This is a genomic window from Faecalicatena contorta (assembly GCF_021531995.1).
GTDB lineage: Bacteria > Bacillota > Clostridia > Lachnospirales > Lachnospiraceae > Dorea_A > Dorea_A contorta_A.
The window spans coordinates 1-702 of sequence record NZ_JAFBIZ010000282.1 but is presented as its reverse complement, the minus strand read 5'-3'; the positions used below and the strand labels follow the sequence as shown (position 1 = coordinate 702).

The 702-nt window shown below is 37.3% G+C and carries 1 protein-coding gene; it reads right to left on the bottom strand.

Translation table 11 applies throughout. The features are described 5' to 3' along the window. On the bottom strand, positions 1 to 702 hold a 702-nt coding region (locus JQM82_RS15950; protein ID WP_235251402.1), incomplete at both ends, for a DUF5688 family protein.

Genomic DNA, 702 nt, shown 5'->3' with positions numbered 1-702 from the left:
CCCGATTTGATTCATGAGATCATCATACAGTGTACAGATAGCACCGTGTTGTCTTATAGCATTAGAGAGTATGAACAATTCTGATTTCATGACACAATCTCTGTCTGAATCTATAAACTCATTTGAGCTAGGAAAAGCATTTTGCAGAAAATCAGACATAGGTGTGAGTTCAGCAGGAAAGACACGAGGAGTGTTTTTTCTTGCATCTGAGAAGATGGTATTTAGATCTTTTCCCCAGGTCTTTAGATGTTCATTTCGAATCAGAACCGTTGCCATTCTACTATCCTTACAGTCCAAAAGTACATAAAAGACAATTGCCAGATCCAAATAAGGAATATGCGGTACATCTTTTAGTAGCGACTGATTTGACTTGAAATTGACTAATTTGTAGAGGAGCTTTTCTTGAAGTTTTTCATAATTGAGTAGCATTTCTGTGTCCGTAAAGGAAACATCTGCCGCCTGGTGATACAGCTCAACAATATCTTCTGCAATCAGTGAAAGAGATTTTCCGGTCAGATAGAATTCATACCATTCGTCCAGATACAAAACAGGGCTTATATTGGATGTATCATTGTAAAATTCAATTCCATGCTTCAGGGTGTTATTGTTCTTAGTCGTTGTGATAGGATTCAGGCTGATATGGGAATCAAGCCTGCTTTCCAGTTCTTTGAGTAATGTTTCTTGAAATTCGTTGTAATTCAT